We start from the raw sequence: 17,847 nt of genomic DNA, 5'->3' as shown, positions 1-17,847 counted from the left end.
CACGGTCATCGCGGTTGAAGCCACCGGAGGGACGGTCGTCGCGACGGAAGCCACCGCCACGGTTGTCGTCACGACGGTCGCCACCGGAACGGAAGCCGCCCGACGGACGGTCGTCGCGGCGGAAGCCGCCACGGTCGCCACCACGGTCATCGCGGTTGAAGCCACCGGAGGGACGGTCGTCGCGACGGAAGCCACCGCCACGGTTGTCGTCACGACGGTCGCCACCGGAACGGAAGCCACCCGACGGACGGTCGTCACGGCGGAAGCCGCCACGGTCGCCACCACGGTCACCGCGGTCGTCGCGACGGTTGTCGCGACGCTCGTAGTTGCCGCGCTCGTCACGACGCTGCTCGAACTGGCGCTCCTGGACGACCGGCTCGGCCGCGACGGCAGCCGCGACCTCGGCCTCGGCGGCCTCGGCCACCTCGGCGACAGCGGCGTCCGGGTCCTCGCCACGCTCGCGCGCGGAGCGGGCGACCAGGCGGTCGGCCTCCTCGCGCAGCTCGGCGGCGCGGCGCGTCAGGCGCTCCAGCTGCTTGGTGAGGTCGGCGACCTCACGCTCGGCCTGCTTGGCGGCGTTGTTCGCGGAGTCGGCCTGGACCTGGGTCAGCGAACGCGCACCGGTGATCTCGGCGACCTCGGGGTCGAAGGCGCCGACGCCCTGGACGATGTGGCGCGAGGCGTCGACGCCCGCGTCCTCCATCAGGCGGAAGATCTGGCGGCGCTGGTGCGGGAGCGCCAGCGACACGACGACACCGGACTTGCCGGCGCGGGCGGTACGGCCCGAGCGGTGCAGGTAGTCCTTGTGGTCGCCGGCCGGGTCCACGTTCAGGACCAGGTCGATGCCGTCGACGTGGATACCGCGGGCGGCGACGTCGGTGGCGACGAGCGCGTTGACGTAGCCGTCCTTGAAGTCCGCGAGGACGCGGGTACGGGCACCCTGCGTCATGCCGCCGTGCAGCGCGTCGGCCTTCACGCCGGCCTCGATGAGCTGCTCGGCGATGCGGTCGGCGCCCAGCTGGGTGCGGACGAAGATGATGGTGCGGCCCTTGCGGGCGGCGATGGCGGCCGTGACCGGCGCCTTGTCCTTCGGCTTCACGACGAGGACGTGGTGCGTCATGGTCGTGACGTTGCCCTGGGCGCTGTCGACCTCGTGCGTGACGGGGTTGGACAGGTAGCGCTTGACCAGGGTGCCGATCTCGTTCTCCATGGTGGCGGAGAAGAGCATGCGCTGGCCGCCGCCGGGGATCTGGTCGAGCAGCTCGGTGACCTCGGGCAGGAAGCCCAGGTCGGCCATCTGGTCGGCCTCGTCGAGGACGGCGATCTTGACGTTCTCCAGGGAGCAGGCGCCGCGGTTGATGATGTCGCGCAGGCGGCCCGGGGTGGCGACGAGGACGTCGACACCGCGCTCCAGGGCGTAGATCTGGTTGCCCATGGAGGTACCGCCGCAGACGACCTTCATCTTCAGGCCGAGCACGTCGCCGTAGGGCTGGAGGGCGTCCGCGACCTGCATCGCGAGCTCACGCGTCGGCGTGAGGATGATGGCGCGGGGCTTCTTCTTCTCGGTGTGGCCGCCGGCCAGCGAGGCCAGGGTCGGCAGACCGAAGGAGAGGGTCTTGCCGGAGCCGGTGCGGCCGCGGCCGAGGATGTCCTTGCCGGCCAGGGCGTCCGGGATGGTCGCGGCCTGGATCGGGAAGGGCGCCGTGACGCCGTTCTGGGCGAGCTTGCGCACGATGCCCTCGGGCAGACCGAGGTCGCCGAAGGTGATCGTGGGCTCCGCGTCGGCGTCGGCCTCGGCGTCGTCGAAGTCGTTGGCGAAGTCGTTGGTGGAGTCCTCAAGGGACTCGCCGGCGTTCACGTCGGCCTCAAGAGCCTCGATGATCTCGTTCGCCTCAGCGGCCTCGATGGCCTCGGTGACGGCGAGCGTCTCGGCGTCGACGATCTCGTTGGAGTCGTTCTCGGGCATGACGGAACGGTCAGAACTGGAAATGGACATGCGAAATGCGAAACCTTCCGGAGTCTCGGCACGCGCCCAAACTCCGTGAATCGCAAATCGACCGCCTCAATGCGGTCAGCCACGGCTAGGGAGAGTACGCGCCACACGGCGCTCTTCGGATTCGGCGCCGGGCAATGGGATCAAACGATCTATAACCATACGCACCCTCCCCGGGGTCTGGCAAGTCGCTCCACCCAAAAAGGCTCTGACCTGCGGAAATACCCAGAGGAGGGGGCGCGCGACTACGTGGCGGGCGCCGCGCTGGGGTCCGGCGTGGGCGGCGAAGGCTCCGGTGTGGGATCGGTCACGGAAGGCTGCGGAGTCGGCGGCTCCACGACCGGGGAGGGCGACTGGTGCCCCCCTCCGCTGCCGCCCGGACCACCCGCACCGCCCGGGCCGCCGCCGGAGCCGCCCGGGCCGCCGCCGCCCGTCGGCGGCTGCTGGGGACCCTGGCCGCCCGCGCCGCCGCCCGCTCCCGCCGACGGCGAGGGGACCCCCGGCCGGTCCGCGGGCGCGCCCGGGCTGGGCGAGGCCCCCGTCGCGCCGGAGGCCTTGCCGTCCTCCCCGGGCTTGCCGTCCTGCTTGCCCGTACCGTTCTTGCCGCCGTGCCCGTTGCCGTGCACCCCTGAGCCGCGGCCCGACGTGGCGGCCCCGCCCGACTCGGCCCCCTGGCTGTCCGCCGAGGAGGCGGGCCCCGGCTTCGCGGCGTCCTCGCCGACGCTCATGCAGCCGGCCGACACCGTGACCGCGAGCGCGGTGACGGCCAGACGCAGGGAAGCGGACAACTGGCGCACGGGGCACCTCCGGAACACAGGGGCCAAGGTCCGCGGGAGCGGGTCAATGTGCCCAACTCCCTTTGCCCCGTAAGAGACACGCCCGGACGGCGGACAGCTCGCACGGTCAGGCGAAGAACTGCCGCGCCACCTGCGACCCGAGGTGTACGGCGCCCAGTCCGACCAGCACCGACGCCGTCACGTTCGCGAGCGCCAGGAAGCTCCGGCCCCGCTCCGCCAGCCGCAGCGTCTCGTAGGAGAAGGTCGAGTACGTGCTGAGCGCCCCGCACAGCCCCGTCCCGAGCAGCAGCTCCAGGCGCGAGGAGCCCGCCCCGGCCAGCGCCGCCCCGGAGAGCACGCCGAGCACCAGGCAGGCGGCCGCGTTCACCACGAAGGTCCCCCACGGGAACAGCGCGTCGTGGCGCGCCTGCACCGCACGGTCCGTCAGGTACCGCAGCGGCGCCCCGGCGGTGGCCCCGACCATCATCAGCAGCCAGTTCACACCGGGTCCCGCAACGCGAGCCGCGTGGCCGAGGCAGCCGCCCACACCGCGCCGAGCGCGCCGGCCACCGTCAGCCCGGCGTACGCCAGCGCGGTCCCGGCCTCCCCCTCGTCCAGGAGCTGCGAGAAGTCCAGGGCGTACGTCGAGAAGGTGGTGAACCCGCCGAGCACCCCGACCCCGGCGAAGGGCCGCAGCAGCGGGTGCGCTGGCGTCCGGCCGCCCTCGCTGATCAGCACCATCAGTACGCCGATCAGGGCGGAGCCGCTCACGTTGATCCAGAAGGTGGCCCAGGGAAAGCTCCCGGGCGCGGCCGGGAACAGCAGCGAGAGCCCGTAGCGCGCCGAGGCCCCGACCGCGCCGCCGGCCGCCACCGCGGCGAGCACCGGCCCCTGCGGCTCGTCCCGGTGCGCGGGCACGTGGAGATCGACGTCGGGATCGATCGCCTCGGGGGCCTCGGCCGGGCGGGTCACCCGTACCCCAGCGCGTGCAGCCGCTCGTCGTCGATCCCGAAGTGATGGGCGATCTCGTGCACCACGGTGACCTCCGTTTCCGCCACCACGCTCTCCCGGTCCTCGCACATCCGCAACGTGGGGTTCCGGTAGATGGTGATGCGGTCCGGCAGCACCCCGGCGTACCACTCGCCGCGATCGGTGAGCGGGGTCCCTTCGTAGAGACCGAGCAGCTCGGGGTCGTCGGCGGGCGGTTCGTCCTCGACGAACACCGCCACGTTGTCCATCAGCCGCGTCAGCTCCGGCGGGATGCGGTCCAAGGCCTCTGCGACGAGCTCTTCGAACTCCTCGCGCGTCATCTCCAGCACCCGGCCATTGTCCCTCCGGGGGAAACCGTTTTGGCGATAGCTCCCCGGATCCCATATGCTTCTCACGTCCCCGACGCGCTGCGAAGTGCCCGGCGGGCCTTTAGCCCTCATCGTCTAGTGGCCCAGGACGCCGCCCTTTCAAGGCGGTAGCACGGGTTCGAATCCCGTTGGGGGTACGCATTACCGTGTGTAAGACTTAGGTCTCACACACAGCAAGGACCTGTGGAGCAGTTGGTTAGCTCGCCACCCTGTCAAGGTGGAGGTCGCGGGTTCAAGTCCCGTCAGGTTCGCTGAGGCTGGAAACAGTCTCGTGGCTGGGTAGCTCAGTTGGTACGAGCGATCGCCTGAAAAGCGATAGGTCGCCGGTTCGACCCCGGCCCCAGCCACCACAAGGAAGGCCCCGTCCATCGGACGGGGCCTTCCGCTTTACTCGGCCTCGGCCTCGGGCGCCTCCTCGGCGGCCCGGTCTGCCGCGCGGCGCCACTTCACCAGACCCACGCCCGCCGCCGCGACGGCGACCAGGCCGAGCAGCGCCCAGTCCGGGACCCCGCCGGTGAGCGAGCGGACCCGCTCCTCCACCGCGAACGAGTCGTCCACGTCCAGCAGCCCCGGCAGCGCGCTCGCCCCGTCGTAGACCAGGAACAGCGTCCCGAGCACGATGAAGAACAGCCCGGACAGCACCGAGGTGGTGTGCAGTTCGAAGCGGCCCACCGAGAAGGCCCGCCCGCGCAGCCAGCGCCGCCGGCCCAGGTCGAACCGCTCCCAGAGCAGCGCCAGCAGGAACAGCGGCACCGCCATGCCGAGGGCGTAGACCGCCAGCAGCAGGCCTCCGTAGACCGGGCTGCCGCTGACCGCCGCGACCGTCAGGACGCTGCCCAGGATGGGTCCGGCGCAGAAGCCGGCCAGGCCGTAGACCGCGCCGAGCGCGTACACCGACAGCGCGGTGGTCGGGCGGATGCGCCCCGACAGCTCCGCGATGCGCTTCGAGGCGAAGCCCAGGCCCAGGATCTGCGCGAGGCCGAGCGCGATGATCAGCCAGCCGCCGACGAGCACCAGTTCCTCGCGGTTGCTGTGGAAGAACCGGCCGGCGTACGAGCCCGCCGCGCCCAGCGGCACGAGGGTGCTCGCGAGGCCGGCGTAGAAGATCCCGGTGCGCGCGAGCAGCCGGGAGGTGGAGTCGATCGAGTACGCGAAGAAGGCCGGCAGCAGCAGCGCGCTGCACGGGCTGAGCAGCGCGAGGAGGCCGCCCAGCAGGGCGGCCAGGTATCCGATGTCGGTCACTTCGCGGCCTGGGTCCCGGCCTGGGCCTTGGCCTTGGCGATGGCGGAGGTGAAGGCTTCGAGCGGCTGGGCGCCCGCGATGGGCGTGCCGTTGACGAGGAAGGACGGGGTCGACTGGACGCCGATCCGGTAGCCCTCCTCCTGGTCCTTCTTCAGGGCCGCGGCGGCGCCCTCGCCGGCCGAGTCCTGCTTGAACTTCTCCAGGTCCGGGACCCCGGCCTGGCGGGCGAGCTCCACCAGGCGGTCTGGGCCGAAGCCCTTCTCCTTGGAGCCGTCGGCGTACGCGGCCGCGTGGAACTGCTGGAAGCGGTCCTGCTGCCCCGCCGCCCAGGCGGCCTTGGCGGCGGCCTCGGAGTCGGCTCCGAAGATCGGGAAGTTGCGCCACTCGATGCGCAGGGTGCCGTCCTCGACGTACTTCTTCACCAGTTCGGGCTCGGTGTCGCGGGCGAACTTGCCGCAGTAGCCGCACTTGAAGTCGCTGTACTCGATCAGCACGACGGGCGCGTCGGCGCGGCCGACGGCGAGCCTGTCGCCGGATTCGCGGCGGGCCAGCGCCTTGAGGGCGGCGGCGGGGTCGGTCCTGGGCGCGGCGGAGGCCGTGGCCCCGGACCGGCCGGAGTCCTTCTCGGCGGGGGCGGTGGCCTGCCAGGAGACGATGCCGAGGGTGACCGCGGCGACGGCGACGCCGGCGGCGATCAGCAGGGGCTTGCGGGAGGAGGTCTTGCGAGAGGGCGTCTTGCGAGAGGAAGAGGAAGAGGAAGAGGACATGCGGGTGCGTTCTCCAGTGCTGCGGAAGGGTGGGGCGGACCGGGGCGAGCGGTCCGCCTAGACCCGCATCACGGAGAGCTCCACCGGACCGGGCGCCGGCCGGTCGGGACCGCGTACGAGGATCCGTACGGGCACCGCCCGCCCGTCGCGGGTCTGGTCCGTCGGCGGCCGCCCGGCCGGGGCGTGGCCGTGGTCGCCCGTGCGGGTCGCCGCGGCGGGCGGCCGGCCGTCGTCCCCCGTCCCGGGGGCGCAGGACGGGCCGCCGTCCTGGTGCGCCACCGCGTAGGCCTTGGCGGCCGATGCCGACGCCGGGGGCAGCTCCTGGGCCGCCCCGGCGGGCACCACGCAGCCCAGCAGCAGCGCCAGTACGGCGCCGAGCAGGCACCAGACACGGCTGCGGCGGGACAAGGTGGCCTGCCTCTCACTGGGACGTCGGGTGGACTCGTCCCGAAATGGTACGGGTCCACCCCACAAATGCGTTCGCCACCCGGAGGGACCAGGTGAGATCCTCGACCAGGTATGTCTACTTCCTTCGCCGCCCTGCAGACGCTTCTCGGTGAGATCTCCCTCCGTGACGCGCACCGCCTCGGCCGCCGCCTCGAAGGCGCCCGCCGTATCCGAAAGCCCGAGGCCAAGCAGGCCGTGCTCGACGAGATCGCCGCGGAGGCCGCGAAGGCCGCCGAGCGACTGGCCGGCCGTGCCTCGCGGATGCCGGAGGTCACGTATCCCGAGAACCTGCCCGTCAGCCAGAAGAAGGACGAGATCGCCGAGGCGATACGCGACCACCAGGTCGTGATCGTCGCGGGCGAGACCGGCTCCGGCAAGACCACGCAGATCCCCAAGATCTGCATGGAGCTGGGCCGCGGGGTCCGGGGCATGATCGGGCACACCCAGCCCCGCCGGATCGCGGCCCGCACGGTCGCGGAGCGGATCGCGGAGGAGCTGAAGTCCGAGATCGGGCAGACGGTCGGCTGGAAGGTCCGGTTCACCGACCAGGTGGACCAGGACGCGACCTTCGTGAAGCTGATGACGGACGGCATCCTGCTGGCCGAGATCCAGACGGACCGCGAGCTGCGCGCGTACGACACGATCATCATCGACGAGGCGCACGAGCGGTCGCTGAACATCGACTTCCTGCTCGGCTACCTGGCCACGCTGCTGCCGAAGCGCCCCGACCTCAAGGTCGTGATCACTTCCGCGACCATCGACCCGGAGCGGTTCTCCCGGCACTTCGGGGACGCGCCGATCGTCGAGGTCAGCGGCCGTACGTATCCGGTCGAGGTCCGCTACCGCCCGCTCCTGGAGGAGGAGGGCGACGACAGCGACCGGGACCAGATCACCGCGATCTGCGAGGCCGTGGACGAGCTCCAGGCCGAAGGGCCGGGCGACGTCCTGGTCTTCCTGTCCGGCGAGCGCGAGATCCGCGACACCGCGGACGCCCTGAACAAGCGCAATCTCCCCCGCGCCGGAGGCGCTTATGGGCACAGCACCGAGGTGCTCCCCCTCTACGCGCGCCTCTCGCACGCCGAGCAGCACCGCGTCTTCCAGCAGCACACGGGGCGGCGGATCGTCCTCGCCACGAACGTCGCCGAGACCTCGCTGACCGTCCCGGGCATCAAGTACGTGATCGACCCGGGCACCGCCCGGATCTCCCGCTACAGCCACCGCACCAAGGTCCAGCGCCTCCCCATCGAGCGGATCTCTCAGGCCAGCGCCAACCAGCGCAAGGGCCGCTGCGGCCGCACCAGCGACGGCATCTGCATCCGGCTGTACTCCGAGGACGACTTCAACGCCCGTCCCGAGTTCACGGACGCCGAGATCCTGCGCACGAACCTCGCCTCCGTCATCCTCCAGATGACCGCGGCCGGCCTCGGCGAGATCGAGAAGTTCCCCTTCATCGACCCGCCGGACCACCGCAACATCCGCGACGGCGTGCAGCTCCTCCAGGAGCTCGGCGCCCTCGACCCGGCGGAAAAGGATCACAAGAAGCGGCTCACGCCCATGGGCCGCCAGCTCTCCCAGCTCCCGGTGGACCCGCGCCTCGCCCGCATGGTCGTGGAGGCGGACAAGAACAACTGCGTGCGCGAGGTCATGGTCATCGCGGCGGCCCTGTCCATCCAGGACCCGCGCGAGCGGCCCTCGGACAAGCAGACCCAGGCCGACCAGAACCATGCCCGGTTCAAGGACGAGACCAGCGACTTCCTGGCCTTCCTGAACATGTGGCGCTACGTCCGGGAGCAGCAGAAGGAGCGCGGCTCCTCGGCCTTCCGCCGGATGTGCAAGCAGGAGTACCTGAACTTCCTGCGGATCCGCGAGTGGCAGGACATCTACTCGCAGCTGCGCACGGTCGCCAAGACGATGGGCATCCACGTCAACGAGGCCGACGCCCCCGAGACGAGCATCCACATCTCGCTGCTGGCCGGCCTGCTCTCGCACATCGGCCTGAAGGACACCGACAAGAACGAGTACCTGGGGGCGCGGTCCGCCAAGTTCGCGGTCTTCCCCGGCTCGGCGCTCTTCAAGAAGCAGCCGAAGTTCCTGATGTCGGCGGAGCTGGTGGAGACCTCGCGGCTGTGGGCGCGGGTGAACGCCAAGGTGGAGCCCGAGTGGGTCGAGCCGCTGGCCCAGCACCTGATCAAGCGCACGTACAGCGAGCCGCACTGGGAGAAGGACCAGGCGGCCGTCATGGCGTACGAGAAGGTCACGCTGTACGGCGTGCCGATCGTCGCCCAGCGGAAGATCAACTACGGCCGCATCGACCCCGAGGTCTCGCGCGAGCTGTTCATCCGCAACGCGCTGGTCGAGGGCGACTGGCGGACCCACCACAAGTTCTACGCCGACAACCGCAAGCTCCTCACCGAGGTCGAGGAGCTGGAGAACCGGGCCCGGCGCCGCGACATCGTGGTCGACGACGAGACGCTCTTCGACTTCTACGACCAGCGGATCCCCGAACACGTGGTCTCCGGTGCGCACTTCGACTCGTGGTGGAAGCACAAGAAGCGCGACGAGCCCGAACCGCTCGACTTCGAGCGCGAGATGCTGCTGACCGAGAAGGCGGCCGGTGTCACCAAGGCCGACTACCCGGACTCCTGGCGGCAGGGGCAGCTGAAGTTCCGGGTGACCTACCAGTTCGAGCCGGGCGCGGACGCGGACGGCGTGACCGTCCACATCCCGCTCCAGGTGCTGAACCAGGTCACCGACGAGGGCTTCGACTGGCAGATCCCGGGCCTGCGCGAAGAGGTCGTCACCGAGCTGATCCGCTCGCTGCCGAAACCGATCCGCCGGCACTACGTGCCCGCGCCGAACTTCGCGACGCGCTTCCTGGCGACCGCCGTGCCCCTGCAGGAGCCCCTGCACGTGACGCTCGCGCGTGAACTCCAGCGGATGGTCGGAGTGCCGGTCACGGCCGAGGACTTCGACCTCGGCCGCATCCCGGACCACCTGAAGATCACCTTCCGGATCGTCGACGAGCGCCGCAAGAACCTCGCCGAGGCCAAGGACCTGGAGGCCCTGCGGCTCCAGCTGAAGCCCAAGGCCCGCCAGGCCCTCTCCAAGGCCGCCGCGGCCACCGCCGAGCGGGCGGGCGGGGAGTCGGTGGAGCGCACCGGGCTGACCGACTGGACGATCGGGACCCTCAGCAGGGTCTTCGAGACCCGGCGGGCCGGCCAGCCGGTGAAGGCGTACCCGGCGCTGGTGGACGAGGGCACGAGCGTCTCCGTACGGCTCTTCGACACCGAGGCCGAGCAGCAGCAGGCGATGTGGCTGGGCACCCGGCGCCTCATCCTGCTGAACATCCCGGTGAACCCGGCGAAGTTCGCCTCGGACCACCTGACCAACCAGCAGAAGCTGGCCCTGTCCAGGAACCCGCACGGCTCGATCCAGGCGCTGTTCGACGACTGCGCGACCGCGGCGACCGACAAGCTGATCGCCGACCACGGCGGCCCCGCGTGGGACGAGGCGGGCTTCCGCAAGCTCTACGAGGCCGTACGCGCCGACCTGGTGGACACGACCGTACGCACGGTGGGCCAGGTGCAGCAGGTGCTGGCCGCCTGGCAGGCCTGTGAGCGCCGTCTGAAGGCCACGAGCAGCCTGGCCCTGGTCGCCAACCTCCAGGACGTCAAGACGCAGCTGGCGGCCCTCGTACCGCCCGGTTTCGTGACACTGACCGGACTGCGCAGGCTGGCCGACCTGATGCGCTACCTGGTGGCGGCGGACCGGCGGCTCCAGCAGATGCCGACGGGCGTCCAGCGCGACACCACGCGCATGGAGAAGGTCCACGAGATGCGGGACGAGTACCTGTGGCTGCTGGAGCAGCTCCCGAAGGGGCGCCCGGTGCCGTCCGAGGTCACCGAGATCCGCTGGATGATCGAGGAACTGCGGGTCAGCTACTTCGCGCACGCGCTCGGGACGGCGTATCCGATCTCCGACAAGCGCATCGTGAAGGCGGTGGACGCGGCGGCCCCGTGATCGGGTTCGACCGCACCCCCTGAGCTGCTGTACAGTCTGATGCGTAGCCGGGAAGTCGGCAACACAGCAAGGACCTGTGGAGCAGTTGGTTAGCTCGCCACCCTGTCAAGGTGGAGGTCGCGGGTTCAAGTCCCGTCAGGTTCGCAGAAACGTCAGGGCCCGCATTCCGCAAGGAATGCGGGCCCTGACGCGTTTCCCCTGGCCGCCGGACCATCGGGACCCCCCGAGGTCGTCCGGGTCGTCCGTTCGGTGGAGCCGACCCTTCGGCCGAGTGCGCGCCGTCTCCAAGAATCCCCCATCCGCATGATGCGGTCTACGACGCGTGTCCCCTTACGGGGTGGATTACGGGATGAACAAGAGTGATCACCTGTGACGGGAGTCACCACACGAGTTTTTGAGACGCACACATTTATCAAGCCCATACGCGGCCTCGATTTAATATGTGCAATTGCACCTACCCTGCGAGGCCCCGCGCGCAGGGCCGATTCCCCCCTGACCTGGGCATAAAAAAGATCGCGCTGGACCCGGCGGAGTCCAGCGCGATCGACGACAGTCGGACCTGTTGGGGCAGGTCCGGTCGTATGAAGCTATGTGGGTTTCATCGGATTGGGGGACCCGATATAGACCCGGTATTAAGCGGTGCTGCGGGACCTCAGGCCTCGCTGCGCTGCTGCGGAATTCCCGCAAGCAGTGCGCGGACCTCAGCCTCGCGGTAACGGCGGTGTCCACCCAGGGTGCGGATGGACGTGAGCTTGCCAGCCTTTGCCCAGCGAGTGACCGTCTTCGGGTCCACGCGGAACATCGTGGCAACCTCAGCCGGGGTCAGCAGCGGCTCGGCATCAGGGGTGCGAGCGGTCATGAGCGGCCTCCTCGGGAGAACCGAACCATCTCGGTTCTTTCCTCTAAATTCTGCACCTTGGCCCGCGTTGCCCGAAATGGACATACGCGGGCCGAGTCGGTTATAGGACGAACGGCTTGTCCTCGGCACTACAACTACACCATCCGTCCAGCCTCGACGGCCAAACCGACGGAATTGCCCTCCGAGGTGTTCATCAGCGGCGGAAGCCGATGGACCGCCCCATAACGGACAGTCACCCCACTGTGACGATCAGTCACAGAGCCATCAGGAGCCGTCAGACCCCCCGTAGCGTGCAATGCCGAGCATTCCGCCCTTAGTTGGGCGGAAGGAACCCTCCCCGGACTCCTTGTCCTATTTTGGCACGAGGGTAGGGGAAGGGCGCAAGGGTGTAGATAGTGCGGTCCGTCACGCTTGGGCCAATGGCCCGTATCGGGACGTAGGTCCTGGAACTAAGTCCTGAATGAGATGATCAAGCACTCGATGGGCGACTTGCACCCACATCCTCGCGCATCGGCCGATCGGCCGATGCGCGAGGGCGGGTCCGGTCCGATCATCCGTCCGACCGATCCCCCGGTCGGGTGTCGGCCGGACGGGTTCCTAGTTGGCGAAGAGCCTCTCCCGGACCGCCCTCCAGCGCTCCGCCAGCTCCCCGTACGCCCCGGCCGCCCCCGGCGCGTCCCCGGCCCGCAGCGCGGCCAGCCCGGCCGCCAGGTCCCGCGCCGAGCGGTCGGCCGCCAGCCGGTCCGCCGGCAGCGCGTGCACCAGCCCGCCGTAGTCCAGCTCGACCATCGAGCGCGGGTGGAACTCCTCCAGCCAGCTCCCGACCTCCACCAGGCCCTCCACGAGCATCCCGTACCCCTCCGCCTCCCGCAGGGCCCGCAGCGCCCGCGCGAGGCGCCGCCGGGCCTGCACCATCGGCGTCCGGTAGCGCAGCAGCTCGCCCGGCGCGTACTCCCGCTCCTCGTCGGCCACCAGCACGAACCAGCGCAGCGGCACCTGCCACACCCCCGTACGGATCCACGGGCGCGCGTCCGGGTTCCGCTCGCGCCAGCGCTCGTAGTCCTCGGCCGCCTGTCGGCGCAGTACGGGCGGCAGGGCCGCGTCCAGCACCGGGGGCGGGAACTGTCCCACCAGCTCCTGGAGCGCCAGCCAGCCGCGCAGCCGGGTGCGCCACGGGCAGACCAGCAGCACCCCGTCCAGCTCGGCCGTGAAGGCGTCCGCGCTCTCGTGGGCCGGCACCCCCACCACGGGCACCCGTACCAAGTCGGACAGGGACCGGCGCAGTTCGTCCTGTGCGGTCGGGGCGACCCCGCGGCGGGCGTAGTCGGCCCAGTGCGTGCGCTCCGGCTCCCGGAAGGCCGCCAGGGGCTCGTAGACGCGCAGGTACGAGGCGTACGGGACGGCGGGCGCGGAACGCGCGGAGGGCAGCCTGGGATCGGCGGATTCGCTCACGCCCTCGTACTCCCCGCTTTGGGGGTCCGGTTCACCTCCGGGCGCCGGGGACTCTCCCGTACTCCGGGAGTGTCCCGATCCCCGGACAGGGCGTTCCCTCGCGCCCCACAGGTCTTACGCTGCTCCCAGCACGCCCTCCCCCACCCGCAGGGCGGGCGTCATTCCGCCGCATCTCTTCCATGGGAGTCACCACCGTGACCGAAATGACCGACGGCGTCCTGCACACCCTGTTCCGCACGGAACAGGGCGGCCACGAGCAAGTCGTGCTGTGCCAGGACCGAGCCACAGGCCTGAAGGCCGTCATCGCGATCCACTCCACCGCCCTGGGCCCCGCCCTCGGCGGTACGCGCTTCCACGCGTACGCCTCCGACGAGGAGGCCGTCCTCGACGCGCTCAACCTCTCGCGCGGCATGTCGTACAAGAACGCTCTCGCCGGGCTCGACCTCGGCGGCGGCAAGGCCGTGATCATCGGCGACCCGGACGTCCTCAAGAGCGAGGAACTCCTGCTGGCCTACGGCCGGTTCGTGGAGTCCCTCGGCGGCCGCTACGTGACCGCCTGCGACGTCGGCACCTACGTGGCGGACATGGACGTCGTGGCCCGCGAGACCCGCTGGGCGACCGGCCGCTCCCCCGAGAACGGCGGCGCCGGCGACTCCTCGGTGCTCACCGCCTTCGGCGTCTTCCAGGGCATGCGCGCCAGCGCCCAGCACCTGTGGGGCGACCCGACCCTGCGCGGCCGCAAGGTCGCGGTGGCGGGCGTCGGCAAGGTCGGCCACCACCTGGTCGAGCACCTGCTGGAGGACGGCGCCGAGGTCGTCATCACGGATGTGCGGGAAGAATCCGTCCGGCGGATCCTCGACAAGCACCCGGGCAAGGTCACCGCGGCCGCCGACACGGACGCGCTGATCCGCGTGGAGGGCCTGGACATCTACGCCCCCTGCGCGCTCGGCGGGGCCCTGAACGACGAGTCCGTGAACGCCCTGACCGCAAAGGTCGTCTGCGGCGCGGCCAACAACCAGCTCGCCCACCCGGGCGTCGAGAAGGACCTCGCGGACCGCGGGATCCTCTACGCGCCGGACTACGTGGTCAACGCGGGCGGGGTCATCCAGGTCGCCGACGAGCTGAACGGCTTCGACTTCGACCGGTGCAAGGCGAAGGCGTCGAAGATCTTCGACACCACTCTGGCCATATTCGCACGTGCGAAGACGGACGGTATTCCGCCGGCCGCCGCGGCCGACCGGATCGCCGAGCAGCGCATGGCCGACGCCCGCGCCGCGCGCCGGGTCTGACCTTTCACAGGCCCTTCACGGGGCCTTGACGGGGATCGCGGGCGGGCCCGCCGGGGCGCGGCGAGACGGAACTCACTGCGCTTCGGCGGGTCGGCCGCCAGGAAAGAGCTAAAATCGCAGCTGACCAGCGAGGACGGGGCGCCTTGCTGGTACTGCACCGGGGCGCGTCATGCGGGCGGCGTACCGTATGGCCGCGGAAGCAGGTACCGTTAAACCCCTACGGACGGTCTCTCCACGGAGAGCCCGCTCCGAACCATGAACGCGTGTCAGACTCTGGGGCCGTCGAGCCCCGTCACCGAGGGGGTCGAGCCATGGGGCGCGGCCGGGCAAAGGCCAAGCAGACGAAGGTCGCCCGCCAGCTGAAGTACAGCAGCGGCGGGACTGACTTGTCGCGTCTGGCCAACGAGCTGGGCGCATCGACCACGGAACCGCTGCCTGTCAGCGAGCCGGTCGAAGTCGATGACGAGCTGGATGACGACGATGACCCGTACGCTCGGTACGCGGAGCTGTACAACAGCGATGACGACGACGAGGACGAAGAGTCCGGTCCGTCGGCACACCGTCGTGGCGCTTGACGCGCTGAGCTGATCACCAGCACGGAATCACTGCTTTACAGCTTCACAGGGTCAAAACATTGAAACCCGGTCCAGGGCATAGCCCCGGACCGGGTTTCCGTGCTGCTCAGCTCGCGTAGGAACCGGTCATGGTCGCGCCCTCGGCGTGATCGCCGCGGTCCAGGATCTCGCCGGCGACCCAGGCGTCGACGCCCCGGTCGGCCAGTGCGGTCAGGGCCACGTCCACCGACTCCTGCGGGACCACGGCCATCATGCCGACGCCCATGTTCAGGGTCTTCTCCAGCTCCAGCTGCTCCACCTGCCCGGCCTTGCCGACCAGGTCGAAGATCGCGCCGGGGGTCCAGGTCGAGCGGTCGACCGTGGCGTGCAGGTGGTCCGGGATCACCCGGGCGAGGTTGGCCGCGAGGCCGCCGCCCGTGATGTGCGAGTACGCGTGGACCTCGGCCGTACGGGTGAGGGCCATGCAGTCCAGCGAGTAGATCTTGGTGGGCTCCAGGAGCTCCTCGCCGAGGGTCCGGCCGAGCTCCTCGACGTGGGCCTCCAGGGACATCCCGGCCCGGTCGAAGAGGACGTGGCGGACCAGCGAGTACCCGTTCGAGTGAAGGCCGGAGGACGCCATGGCGATGACGGCGTCGCCCGTACGGATACGATCCGCGCCCAGCAGCCGGTCGTACTCGACGACGCCCGTGCCCGCGCCCGCCACGTCGAAGTCGTCCGGGCCCAGCAGGCCCGGGTGCTCGGCGGTCTCGCCGCCCACCAGCGCGCAGCCGGCGAGGACGCAGCCCTCGGCGATGCCCTTGACGATCGCCGCGACACGCTCGGGGTGGACCTTGCCGACGCAGATGTAGTCGGTCATGAAGAGCGGCTCGGCGCCGCAGACGACGATGTCGTCCATGACCATCGCGACCAGGTCGTGGCCGATGGTGTCGTACACGCCCAGCTGGCGGGCGATGTCCACCTTGGTGCCGACCCCGTCGGTCGCGGAGGCGAGCAGGGGACGCTCGTAGCGCTTGAGGGCGGAGGCGTCGAAGAGGCCGGCGAAGCCGCCGAGGCCGCCGAGGACCTCGGGGCGCTGCGTCTTCTTCACCCACTCCTTCATCAACTCGACGGCGCGGTCTCCCGCTTCGATGTCGACGCCGGCGGCTGCGTAGCTGGCACCGGTGGTCTTCTCTGTCATGACAGGAGAGAGCTTTCGTGTCGTTTGCTGCGTGGGGTGCCGGGCCCCGGGAGAAGCTTGAAAGACAGGGCCCGGCGCAGGTTGAACCGGAGCTACGGACGACGGAGCGCGTCGGCGGCGTCCGTGCCGCCGGCCAGCTCGGTCTCCAGGAGCTGCTTGCCCAGGAGCTGCGGGTCGGGCAGCTCCATCGGGTACTCGCCGTCGAAGCAGGCACGGCAGAGGTTGGGCTTCTGGATGGTCGTCGCCTCGATCATCGCGTCGAGCGAGATGTAGGAGAGCGAGTCCGCGCCGAGGGACGTGGCGATCTCGTCGACCGTCATGCCGTTGGCGATCAGCTCGGCCCGGGTGGCGAAGTCGATGCCGAAGAAGCACGGCCACTTCACCGGCGGCGAGGAGATCCGGATGTGGACCTCCGCCGCGCCGGCCTCGCGGAGCATCTTCACGAGGGCGCGCTGGGTGTTGCCGCGGACGATCGAGTCGTCGACGACCACCAGGCGCTTGCCCCGGATGACTTCCTTGAGGGGATTGAGCTTCAGCCGGATGCCGAGCTGGCGGATCGTCTGCGAGGGCTGGATGAAGGTCCGGCCGACGTAGGCGTTCTTGACCAGGCCGGAGCCGTACGGGATCCCGCTCGCCTCCGCGTATCCGACGGCGGCGGGCGTGCCGGACTCCGGCGTCGCTATCACCAGGTCGGCGTCGACCGGGGCTTCCTTGGCCAGGCGGCGGCCCATCTCGACACGCGAGAGGTAGACGTTCCGGCCGGCGATGTCGGTGTCCGGGCGCGCCAGGTAGACGTACTCGAAGACACAGCCCTTGGGCTTCGCTTCCGCGAATCGAGAGGTCCGCAGACCGTTCTCGTCGATCGCGATGAGCTCGCCCGGCTCGACCTCGCGGACGAAGCTCGCACCGCAGATGTCGAGGGCGGCGGTCTCACTCGCGACCACCCAGCCGCGCTCCAGGCGGCCGAGGACCAGCGGGCGGATGCCCTGCGGGTCACGGGCGGTGTAGAGGGTCCCCTCGTCCATGAAGACGAGCGAGAACGCGCCCTTGACCTGCGGGAGGACCTTGGTGGCCGACTCCTCGATGGTCAGGGGCCTGCCGTCGTCGTCGACCTGGCCGGCCAGCAGGGCCGTCACGAGATCGGTGTCATTGGTCGCGGCCACCTGGGTGGCGCGGCCGTCCTGACGCGGGAGGTCGGCGACCATCTCGGCGAGCTCGGCGGTGTTCACCAAGTTGCCGTTGTGACCCAGGGCAATGGAGCCGTGGGCGGTCGCACGGAAGGTCGGCTGAGCGTTCTCCCAGACGGAGGCTCCGGTGGTCGAGTAGCGGGCGTGACCGACCGCGATATGACCCTGGAGCGAGCCGAGAGAGGTTTCGTCGAAGACTTGGGAAACGAGGCCCATGTCCTTGAAGACGAGGATCTGGGAACCGTTGCTCACAGCGATTCCCGCGGACTCTTGTCCACGGTGCTGCAGCGCATACAGTCCGAAGTAGGTGAGCTTGGCGACCTCTTCACCCGGAGCCCAGACACCGAAGACGCCGCAAGCGTCCTGGGGGCCTTTCTCACCGGGGAGCAGGTCGTGGTTGAGTCGTCCATCACCACGAGGCACACCACCGAGTGTAGGCGAGATCGACCACTGGTCCGAATTCGGGATGCCCGGGAAATCTCACAGCACAGAGGGTGACCGGACGGCCCCGTCTCGGTGTGCGGGGCCCTTGTCGATATCTACGAGAGCATGCGTACGGGCTCTCGGCCCGTGCCGCCTCTCGGTGACCGATCCGTCACCCTCGCAGAGCGCCGGCGCGTAGACCTGGTCCGTGTCGCGAGCGCTGGGCGGCGCTGTTCCGCGTAGCCGCAACTCGCCTTGTTCCTTTTCGCTTTTCCGGTCCGC

15 protein-coding genes and 4 tRNA genes are annotated in these 17,847 nt (G+C 70.1%); 7 read left to right on the top strand and 12 right to left on the bottom strand.

Annotated features, from left to right (window positions below; all coding sequences use genetic code 11):
- The 5 genes from ACZ7GJ_RS20010 to ACZ7GJ_RS19990 all read right to left on the bottom strand — a co-directional run.
- The coding region (locus ACZ7GJ_RS20010) for a DEAD/DEAH box helicase (protein WP_470753338.1) at window positions 1–1,996 on the bottom strand (1,996 nt) is incomplete at its 3' end.
- 242 nt (window positions 1,997–2,238) lie between these two features.
- The gene (locus tag ACZ7GJ_RS20005) at window positions 2,239–2,790 is read right to left on the bottom strand and encodes a hypothetical protein (RefSeq protein ID WP_470753337.1); all 552 of its coding nucleotides are present in this window, start codon (window positions 2,788–2,790) and stop codon (window positions 2,239–2,241) included.
- A gap of 106 nt (window positions 2,791–2,896) precedes the next feature.
- Window positions 2,897–3,271, bottom strand: a complete 375-nt coding sequence (crcB, locus tag ACZ7GJ_RS20000) for a fluoride efflux transporter CrcB (RefSeq protein ID WP_470753336.1) — start codon at window positions 3,269–3,271, stop codon at window positions 2,897–2,899.
- The gene (locus tag ACZ7GJ_RS19995; RefSeq protein ID WP_470753334.1) at window positions 3,268–3,741 is read right to left on the bottom strand and encodes a FluC/FEX family fluoride channel; all 474 of its coding nucleotides are present in this window, start codon (window positions 3,739–3,741) and stop codon (window positions 3,268–3,270) included. Before ACZ7GJ_RS19995 ends, crcB begins: the two co-directional genes overlap by 4 nt.
- The gene (locus ACZ7GJ_RS19990) at window positions 3,738–4,088 is read right to left on the bottom strand and encodes a metallopeptidase family protein (protein ID WP_030012899.1); all 351 of its coding nucleotides are present in this window, start codon (window positions 4,086–4,088) and stop codon (window positions 3,738–3,740) included. The genes ACZ7GJ_RS19995 and ACZ7GJ_RS19990 overlap by 4 nt, the downstream gene beginning before the upstream one ends.
- A gap of 103 nt (window positions 4,089–4,191) precedes the next feature.
- Here ACZ7GJ_RS19990 and ACZ7GJ_RS19985 point away from each other — a divergent pair.
- From ACZ7GJ_RS19985 to ACZ7GJ_RS19975, 3 genes are all read left to right on the top strand, one after another.
- Window positions 4,192–4,264 (top strand) — tRNA-Glu (locus ACZ7GJ_RS19985).
- A gap of 40 nt (window positions 4,265–4,304) precedes the next feature.
- A tRNA-Asp gene (locus ACZ7GJ_RS19980) sits at window positions 4,305–4,378 on the top strand.
- A 22-nt stretch (window positions 4,379–4,400) separates the two neighbouring features.
- Window positions 4,401–4,477, top strand: a tRNA-Phe gene (locus ACZ7GJ_RS19975).
- A gap of 37 nt (window positions 4,478–4,514) precedes the next feature.
- Here ACZ7GJ_RS19975 and ACZ7GJ_RS19970 read toward each other — a convergent pair.
- Genes ACZ7GJ_RS19970 through ACZ7GJ_RS19960 form a run of 3 tightly spaced genes read right to left on the bottom strand, consistent with a single transcriptional unit; the run spans window position 4,515 to window position 6,544 of the window.
- On the bottom strand, window positions 4,515–5,369 hold the full coding sequence (locus ACZ7GJ_RS19970; protein WP_470753332.1) for a cytochrome c biogenesis CcdA family protein: 855 nt from the start codon (window positions 5,367–5,369) through the stop codon (window positions 4,515–4,517).
- The gene (locus tag ACZ7GJ_RS19965) at window positions 5,366–6,136 is read right to left on the bottom strand and encodes a DsbA family protein (protein ID WP_470753331.1); all 771 of its coding nucleotides are present in this window, start codon (window positions 6,134–6,136) and stop codon (window positions 5,366–5,368) included. The genes ACZ7GJ_RS19970 and ACZ7GJ_RS19965 overlap by 4 nt, the downstream gene beginning before the upstream one ends.
- Before the next feature lie 57 nt (window positions 6,137–6,193).
- Window positions 6,194–6,544: a hypothetical protein gene (locus ACZ7GJ_RS19960; RefSeq protein ID WP_470753329.1), complete on the bottom strand. Its 351-nt coding sequence runs from the start codon at window positions 6,542–6,544 to the stop codon at window positions 6,194–6,196.
- 111 nt (window positions 6,545–6,655) lie between these two features.
- Here ACZ7GJ_RS19960 and hrpA point away from each other — a divergent pair, with 111 nt between their 5' ends.
- Both hrpA and ACZ7GJ_RS19950 read left to right on the top strand, forming a co-directional pair.
- Window positions 6,656–10,603: an ATP-dependent RNA helicase HrpA gene (gene hrpA / locus ACZ7GJ_RS19955; RefSeq protein ID WP_470753326.1), complete on the top strand. Its 3,948-nt coding sequence runs from the start codon at window positions 6,656–6,658 to the stop codon at window positions 10,601–10,603.
- Window positions 10,604–10,673: 70 nt separating this feature from the next.
- A tRNA-Asp gene (locus tag ACZ7GJ_RS19950) sits at window positions 10,674–10,747 on the top strand.
- 508 nt (window positions 10,748–11,255) lie between these two features.
- Here ACZ7GJ_RS19950 and bldC read toward each other — a convergent pair.
- Together bldC and ACZ7GJ_RS19940 are read right to left on the bottom strand one after the other, a co-directional pair.
- On the bottom strand, window positions 11,256–11,462 hold the full coding sequence (gene bldC, locus ACZ7GJ_RS19945; RefSeq protein WP_003949541.1) for a developmental transcriptional regulator BldC: 207 nt from the start codon (window positions 11,460–11,462) through the stop codon (window positions 11,256–11,258).
- A gap of 597 nt (window positions 11,463–12,059) precedes the next feature.
- A complete protein-coding gene (locus ACZ7GJ_RS19940) occupies window positions 12,060–12,914 on the bottom strand; it encodes a DUF8083 family protein (protein ID WP_470753325.1) in 855 nt (284 codons plus the stop codon).
- 179 nt (window positions 12,915–13,093) lie between these two features.
- On the opposite strand from ACZ7GJ_RS19940, the gene ACZ7GJ_RS19935 reads away from it, so the two are divergent.
- Both ACZ7GJ_RS19935 and ACZ7GJ_RS19930 read left to right on the top strand, forming a co-directional pair.
- On the top strand, window positions 13,094–14,203 hold the full coding sequence (locus tag ACZ7GJ_RS19935; RefSeq protein WP_470753324.1) for a Leu/Phe/Val dehydrogenase: 1,110 nt from the start codon (window positions 13,094–13,096) through the stop codon (window positions 14,201–14,203).
- Between the two features lie 311 nt (window positions 14,204–14,514).
- On the top strand, window positions 14,515–14,778 hold the full coding sequence (locus ACZ7GJ_RS19930; protein WP_365924501.1) for a DUF3073 domain-containing protein: 264 nt from the start codon (window positions 14,515–14,517) through the stop codon (window positions 14,776–14,778).
- Window positions 14,779–14,884: 106 nt separating this feature from the next.
- Here ACZ7GJ_RS19930 and purM read toward each other — a convergent pair whose 3' ends face one another.
- Together purM and purF are read right to left on the bottom strand one after the other, a co-directional pair.
- On the bottom strand, window positions 14,885–15,955 hold the full coding sequence (gene purM / locus ACZ7GJ_RS19925) for a phosphoribosylformylglycinamidine cyclo-ligase (protein WP_470753321.1): 1,071 nt from the start codon (window positions 15,953–15,955) through the stop codon (window positions 14,885–14,887).
- Between the two features lie 92 nt (window positions 15,956–16,047).
- On the bottom strand, window positions 16,048–17,565 hold the full coding sequence (gene purF, locus ACZ7GJ_RS19920; protein ID WP_365924497.1) for an amidophosphoribosyltransferase: 1,518 nt from the start codon (window positions 17,563–17,565) through the stop codon (window positions 16,048–16,050).
- Between the last annotated feature and the right edge of the window lie 282 nt (window positions 17,566–17,847).

The sequence above is a fragment of the Streptomyces sp. NPDC037242 genome (assembly GCF_055604165.1).
The sequence above is the reverse complement of the archived record's forward strand: the minus strand, read 5'-3'. Positions and strand labels throughout refer to the sequence as shown.

Bases quoted from the DNA above. Each gene is read 5' to 3' on its own strand.
- ACZ7GJ_RS19965 (WP_470753331.1), bottom strand. From the start codon at position 6,136: ATGTCCTCTTCCTCTTCCTCTTCCTCTCGCAAGACGCCCTCTCGCAAG.
- hrpA (WP_470753326.1), top strand. From the start codon at position 6,656: ATGTCTACTTCCTTCGCCGCCCTGCAGACGCTTCTCGGTGAGATCTCC.
- bldC (WP_003949541.1), bottom strand. From the start codon at position 11,462: ATGACCGCTCGCACCCCTGATGCCGAGCCGCTGCTGACCCCGGCTGAG.
- ACZ7GJ_RS19935 (WP_470753324.1), top strand. From the start codon at position 13,094: ATGGGAGTCACCACCGTGACCGAAATGACCGACGGCGTCCTGCACACC.
- ACZ7GJ_RS19930 (WP_365924501.1), top strand. From the start codon at position 14,515: ATGGGGCGCGGCCGGGCAAAGGCCAAGCAGACGAAGGTCGCCCGCCAG.
- purM (WP_470753321.1), bottom strand. From the start codon at position 15,955: ATGACAGAGAAGACCACCGGTGCCAGCTACGCAGCCGCCGGCGTCGAC.